We start from the raw sequence: 6,003 nt of genomic DNA, 5'->3' as shown, positions 1-6,003 counted from the left end.
CATCGGTGCAAGCACATGTGGCAACTAATCAGGCGGGTGAAGTACTTCATGAACAACGCCTCACCATTCCCGGGTGGTGGTCATGGATTGCAGAAACTGGAGCACAATTAGGATCAGTTATTTAGACTTCGTAGTTCGCTAGCCGGCGATCCCATTTGGCGAGGCCGGTAGGTTACGCCGCTGCGCGGCTAACCGACCCTACGAAGCGCGACATTTGAGACTAGGCCTTTATGAGGCGACGCCAGCCCCCGACGTAGGGGGGCTTAGCGCAGCGTAAGGCACCATTACCTCTGCCTAGATTGAGGATTTCGCTAGGCAGCGATCCCATTTGATAAATCCGGTCGGTTACGCCGCTGCGTGGCTAACCGACCCTACAAAAAACCAATGCAAGGGGATCCCTTCTGTGTGCCAGCCTAGCCCGAGCTGGAGCGCGGGGTTTAAAAGCCAGTCAGGTTTCCGGACTGGCTTTTTTTGTGTCGCTGATCTGTCGGTGCTAGTGCGGGTGCCAGTGCGGATGCCGCGAAGGCAGCCTAGTGGGTCTAGGATCCTAGTGCACCACTTGATTATGGGGTCAGCCAGAAAAGCTTGCATTAGATTTTGCTAATGCATTATATTAGGTTTATCTAAAGTGGTAAGGACAACCCTTGCTGAGTAAATCAATATGGAGTTTCCATGAAGCGTTGGTTGATTGATTTTGCAACCCATTATCCAAGGCGCGTGTACGCTTTGGTGCTGTTACTGGTGCTGGCGACCGCCGCCTTGATCCCCAACATTCACATCGATACCGATCCGGAAAACATGTTGCCGGCGGAGGATCCTGCACGGCTGTTCCACCATCAGGTGAAACGGGATTTCTCGCTGTACGACAACATCGTGGTCGGCGCGGTGAGTACGGGGGAGGCGGGGATCTTCACGCCGCGCTCGCTGGCGGCGATGCACCAGCTGACCGAACAAATTCTGCAGTTGGATGCGGTGGTGGCCACCGATATCTTGGCGCTGTCGACCTCGGACAACATTACCCAGGAAGCGCCGGGCACCATCCGATTTGAGTACCTGATGAAGGCCGCGCCACAGAGCCAGGATCAAGCCAGCGCCATCGGTCAGGCGGTGTCTCGGTTGCCCCTGCTCAACAATACGGTGGTGTCCGGCGACGGTTTGGCGGCAGCCATTTACGTGCCGCTGCACAGCAAAGACGACAGTTATGCGGTGGCAGAGCAGATCCGCGCTATGACGGCGCAGTTGGACAGTGACGACACCTATTACGTCACCGGATTGCCGGTGGCGGAGAACCAGTTTGGCCATGAGATGTTCATTCAGATGGCGATCTCGGCGCCGCTGGCGGGGGTGATGATCTTCGCGCTGATGCTGTTTTTCTTTCGCAGCGTGCCACTGGTGGTGGCGCCGATGCTGGTGGCGATGGCGACGGTGATCATCACCATGGGCAGCTTGATTGGTATGGGCTACACGGTGCACATCATGTCGTCGATGATCGCCATCTTCCTGATGCCCATCGCGGTGGTGGACAGCGTCCACATCATGAGCGACTTCACCGATCGCTATCGCAAGGGCGATGACGCCCGCGCGGTGATCCGCGACGTGATGGCGGATCTGTTCAATCCAATGCTGTTTACCTCCATCACCTCGGCGGTGGGTTTCTACTCGCTGATGCTGACGCCCATTCCACCGGTGCAGATCTTCGGTGCCTTCGTCGGCAGCGGGATCCTGCTGGCGTTCTTGATCAGCGTATTGCTGGTGCCCGCCTATGTGGTGCGGATGGCCCCGGCGACGCTGGATGCGATGCAGGCCAAGCTGCATGGCGCGGCGGAGGATCAACACAGCTCCAGCCGTCTGGGCCGGGCCTTGCCCCGACTGGGGCGGGTGAGCGTGCGCGCCGCCAAGCCTATCGTGGCGGTCGCGCTGATCATCTTGGCGTTCAGTGCGGTGGGGATCGGCAAGATCCAGATCAACGACAATCCGGTGCGCTGGTTCAAGTCGGATCACCAAGTGCGGGTTGCGGACGATGTGCTCAACGACCATTTTGCCGGTACGTATGATGCCTGGTTGGTGCTCAGCGACAGCCGTGCCTTGGCTGATGACGACACGGCAGCGCGTTTGGATCAGCGGGTGGCGGCGGCATTGCCCGGCGATGCGCAGGCGCAGCCGATGTTGGTGCAGGCGTTGGCGGGGGATCCGCAACAGCTCAGTGCGCTGATCAACCGGCTCGATGATGCCGCCTTTGAAGCCCACAGCGACAGCCAACTGGACGCCATCGATAGCGCCATGGCCGAGCTGGAAGCGGTGGCCCAGCAGAGCCGTCGATTCCTTCAGCCCGAGGTGTTGCACTGGATGGCGGCGCTGCAGGGGGATCTTGAGCAAAGCAGTCTGGTGGGAAAATCCAATGCGCTGACCGACATCGTTAAGACGGTGAACCGCGAGCTGCGCTCCGGTGATGACGCGGATTTTGCGCTGCCGGACAGTGCGGCCGGGGTGGCACAGGCGCTGCTGCAGTTCCAATCGTCCCACCGACCGCAGGATCTGTGGCACTTCGTGACTCAGGATCACCGCCAAGGGCTGATCTGGTTGCAGCTCACCTCCGGTGACAATCAACACATGAACCGAGTGATTGAGCGGGTGGCCGACTACATCGAGGCCCATCCGCTGCCAGAAGGTCTTGAGGTCAACTGGGCGGGCAAGGCGTACATCAATGTGATCTGGCAGGACGCCATGGTCAGCGGCATGATGGAGAGTCTGCTTTCGGCGTTTGTTATCGTGTTCGTAATGATGACGCTGCTGTTCCGCTCGCCGCTGTATGGCGCGCTGGCGATGCTGCCGCTGTCGCTGACCATCGCCTTTATTTACGGCCTGGTGGGTTGGCTGGGTAAGGATTACGACATGCCCATTGCCGTGCTATCGGCGTTGGCGTTGGGTTTGTCGGTGGACTTTGCCATCCACTTTTTGGAGCGCACCCGTGCTTTGCATCAGCAAACCGGCCGGGTGAGCGAAACGTTGGCACTGATGTTTGAGGAGCCCGCTCGGGCCATCAGCCGTAACGCCATTGTGGTGGCACTGGGCTTCACCCCCTTGTTGCTGGCGCCGCTGGTGCCTTACATCACGGTGGGGGTGCTGATGGCGTCCATCATGGCGGTGTCGGCCACTGTGACTCTGTTATTACTGCCCGCGGTGCTGAAGTTAGCCGCCCGCTGGGCGCTGCCCGAATTGAAGTAGAGGGAGACGATCATGCGTACACAATTATGGAAAGGGATCCAAGCCAATGTCTTGGCAATGCCACTGATCTCGGCATTACTGCTCGGCGGGCCTGCACAAGCTCAAGAGCTGAGCGCTGATGCCTTGAGTGCTGATGCGATTGTCGAGCGGGCCAACCTGGCGGCGTTTTACCCGGGTCAGGATGGGCGCTCCCAGGCGCGAATGAAGATTGTGGATGGTCAGGGCCGCGAGCAGACCCGCCAGTTCACTATCTTGCGCCGCACGGTGGAAGCGGGAGGGGATCAGCAGATGCTGGTGTTCTTCGCCCGCCCATCGGATGTGCGCGGCACCGTGTTCCGGGTCGAGAAGAAGGTGGTGGGCGATGACGACCGCTGGCTCTATCTGCCGGGGTTGGATCTGCTGCGCCGGATCAGCGCGGGCGATAAGCGCACCTCTTTTGTGGGCAGTCACTTCTTCTATGAGGACGTGTCCGGGCGCAACCCGGCGGACGATGACTATGTGCTGCAAAGCGATGAGGGCGATCTGTACCGGTTGGAAGCGACGCCGAAGGATCCCGGCTCGGTGGAGTTTGCCCGTTACCAGCTGTGGATCGACAAAACCGACTTCCTGCCCCGCAAGGTGGAGTATCTGGATGACAAGGGCGAAGTCTATCGCCGGGTGAGCAGCGCCAAGATCGAGACCATCGATGGTTGCCCTACTGTGCTGCGCTCCAAGGTCGAGGATCTGCGCAGTGGCGGTTACACCCTGATGGAGTTTCGCGGGGTGCAGTACGACATTGGCCTGCCGGCGGATCTGTTTGGTGAGCGCAGCATGCGCACGCCCCCCAGCGCGTATTTGAAGTAAGGCGGTGGTGATGAAAGCGTTGTTTTTAAAAGGGAGTTCCAGCCTGTTTAAGCGCCTTTTGGCCTTGAGCCTGTTGAGCCTGAGCGCGTTCGCCCTTGCGACGGATGACGTCTGGGGTGAGGAGGATTGGGGCGATGACGACTGGGGGGATGCGTGGAGCGAAGAAGCGCGTTCCCCTTGGCAACCGGTCTCGGGCTTTATCGAGCTGGGCGCCGGCGGCCGCTTGCAAACGGATGCGGCGGGGCTGGATAGGGCGACGCTGGGCGAAGCCCGGGGCCGAGTGGAAACCGGTTACGTCAGTGAGCGCTGGCGGGCAGATCTGCGCACCGATGTGCGCTACGACGACGTGGTCGAAGGTTGGCAGCTGGATGTTCGGGAGCTAACGCTGAGTTTCGCGGCGGGCCCGGTGGACTTCAAACTGGGCCGCCAGGTGCTGACCTGGGGCACCGGCGACTTCCTGTTTCTCAATGATCTGTTCCCCAAGGATTGGCAGGCGTTCTTCTCAGGATTGGATGATGAGTACTTAAAAGCGCCAACCAACGCCATCAAGGCCAGCTATTTTGGCGAGAAAGCCAGCCTAGATCTGGTCTGGATCCCGCGGTTTGAGAGTGACAACTACCTCAATGGTGAGCGGTTCAGTTTCTTCAATCCGGCCGTGGGTGGCCCAGTGGCGCCGGGCTTTTCGCTCGATGAGCCCAGTGATGATGCACTCGCTGCCCGCCTATTTGGCAACCTGGGCAGCGTCGAGTGGGCCCTGTACGGCTACTGGGGTTATACCGGCCAGCCCGAAGCGGCGGACAGCCAGGGCCAGCCGCGCTTTAGCCGGCTCAACACCTACGGCGCCAGCGCGTTGCTGCCGCTGGGGCCGGGCTTGTTCAATCTGGAAGCCGCGCTGCACGACCAACAAAGTGCCGGCGGTGAGTTGGCGTTCACACCGGCGGATAAAGTGATGCTGCTGGTGGGCTATCAGCAGGAGCTGATCGCCAATCTGACGCTGGGGCTGCAGTACCAGTTTGAAGATCTGCAAGACTATTCGCGTTGGTTGGCCGGTCAGCCTTACCCGGAGTTCGCGGCGGGATCTGAGCGCCATCTAATGACGCTGCGGCTGGATCAACGCTTGTGGCAGGACAAACTGACGTTGTCGCTGTTTGCCTTTTACAGCCCGACCGACGATGACTTCTATCTGCGGCCCAAAGTCAGCTATCGGCTGGACGATCAGTGGGAGTTCAGCGGTGGATTCAATCTGATGGGGGGTGAGGAGGACCACACCTTCTTTGGTCAGTTGGCGGACAACAGCAACGCTTGGTTACGACTGAGATCCCGCTATTGAACGGACACACACTATTCTTTTGGATGAGGTAGAGACTATGAACAACACGCAGTGCGATATTCGCCATACCAGCGGTTGGTCCACGGAGCGGGCCCTGTATGCCTTTGCGGGCTTTATGGTGCTGCTATCCGTGGCACTGACCTACTGGGTGCATCCGGGCTTTGTCTGGCTGACCGTCTTTGTCGGGGCCAACCTGTTTCAGAATGCGTTCACCGGCTTTTGTCCGGCAACCATGGTGATGCGGAAATTGGGCATGCGCTCCGAGCGCGAACTGGCAAAGCAAAGCAGCTAACCCTCGGTTGCTTCGCGAAGGCGAAAAGGCCAGTGGCAATTGCCACTGGCCTTTTTTGTTGCCTCTTAGCTGGGGATCCTGCGGATCTCGACGGGCTGGCGTATTGCCTTCAGTGTTGGTTTACGTGTTGGTTTACGTGTTGGTTTGCGTGCTGGGTTGATGTGCGCCGATCCTTGTCGGTCAAGTGCAACAGCACAATCATCCCCGTCCGATCCGACAGCTCCTACACTTGGACTGTTGAGCATGGCTGAGGCCGCCGGGCTGCGTTTGCGCCGGGCTGCTGTAGGGCGGATCGAGAGCGGAGCTGACTACG

Annotated in this window: 4 protein-coding genes; all 4 read left to right on the top strand. The window is 59.5% G+C overall.

Annotation, left to right across the window (positions count from 1 at the left end; genetic code table 11):
* Positions 1-672 precede the first annotated feature (672 nt).
* The 4 genes from ABEA08_RS01220 to ABEA08_RS01205 are packed head-to-tail and all read left to right on the top strand — an operon-like array spanning position 673 to position 5,690.
* The gene (locus ABEA08_RS01220; protein ID WP_345332437.1) at positions 673-3,225 is read left to right on the top strand and encodes an efflux RND transporter permease subunit; all 2,553 of its coding nucleotides are present in this window, start codon (positions 673-675) and stop codon (positions 3,223-3,225) included.
* Between the two features lie 12 nt (positions 3,226-3,237).
* The gene (locus ABEA08_RS01215) at positions 3,238-4,068 is read left to right on the top strand and encodes an outer membrane lipoprotein-sorting protein (protein ID WP_345332435.1); all 831 of its coding nucleotides are present in this window, start codon (positions 3,238-3,240) and stop codon (positions 4,066-4,068) included.
* 10 nt (positions 4,069-4,078) lie between these two features.
* Complete coding sequence (locus ABEA08_RS01210; protein ID WP_345332432.1) at positions 4,079-5,398, top strand: hypothetical protein; 1,320 nt, start codon at positions 4,079-4,081, stop codon at positions 5,396-5,398.
* Between the two features lie 37 nt (positions 5,399-5,435).
* Positions 5,436-5,690: a YgaP family membrane protein gene (locus ABEA08_RS01205; RefSeq protein ID WP_345332430.1), complete on the top strand. Its 255-nt coding sequence runs from the start codon at positions 5,436-5,438 to the stop codon at positions 5,688-5,690.
* Positions 5,691-6,003: the final 313 nt, after the last annotated feature.

This window comes from Ferrimonas pelagia (assembly GCF_039543565.1).
Classification (GTDB): Bacteria; Pseudomonadota; Gammaproteobacteria; order Enterobacterales; family Shewanellaceae; genus Ferrimonas; species Ferrimonas pelagia.
This window is presented reverse-complemented; position numbering and strand designations above follow the sequence as displayed.

Bases quoted from the DNA above. Each gene is read 5' to 3' on its own strand.
- ABEA08_RS01210 (WP_345332432.1), top strand. From the start codon at position 4,079: ATGAAAGCGTTGTTTTTAAAAGGGAGTTCCAGCCTGTTTAAGCGCCTT.
- ABEA08_RS01205 (WP_345332430.1), top strand. From the start codon at position 5,436: ATGAACAACACGCAGTGCGATATTCGCCATACCAGCGGTTGGTCCACG.
- ABEA08_RS01220 (WP_345332437.1), top strand. From the start codon at position 673: ATGAAGCGTTGGTTGATTGATTTTGCAACCCATTATCCAAGGCGCGTG.
- ABEA08_RS01215 (WP_345332435.1), top strand. From the start codon at position 3,238: ATGCGTACACAATTATGGAAAGGGATCCAAGCCAATGTCTTGGCAATG.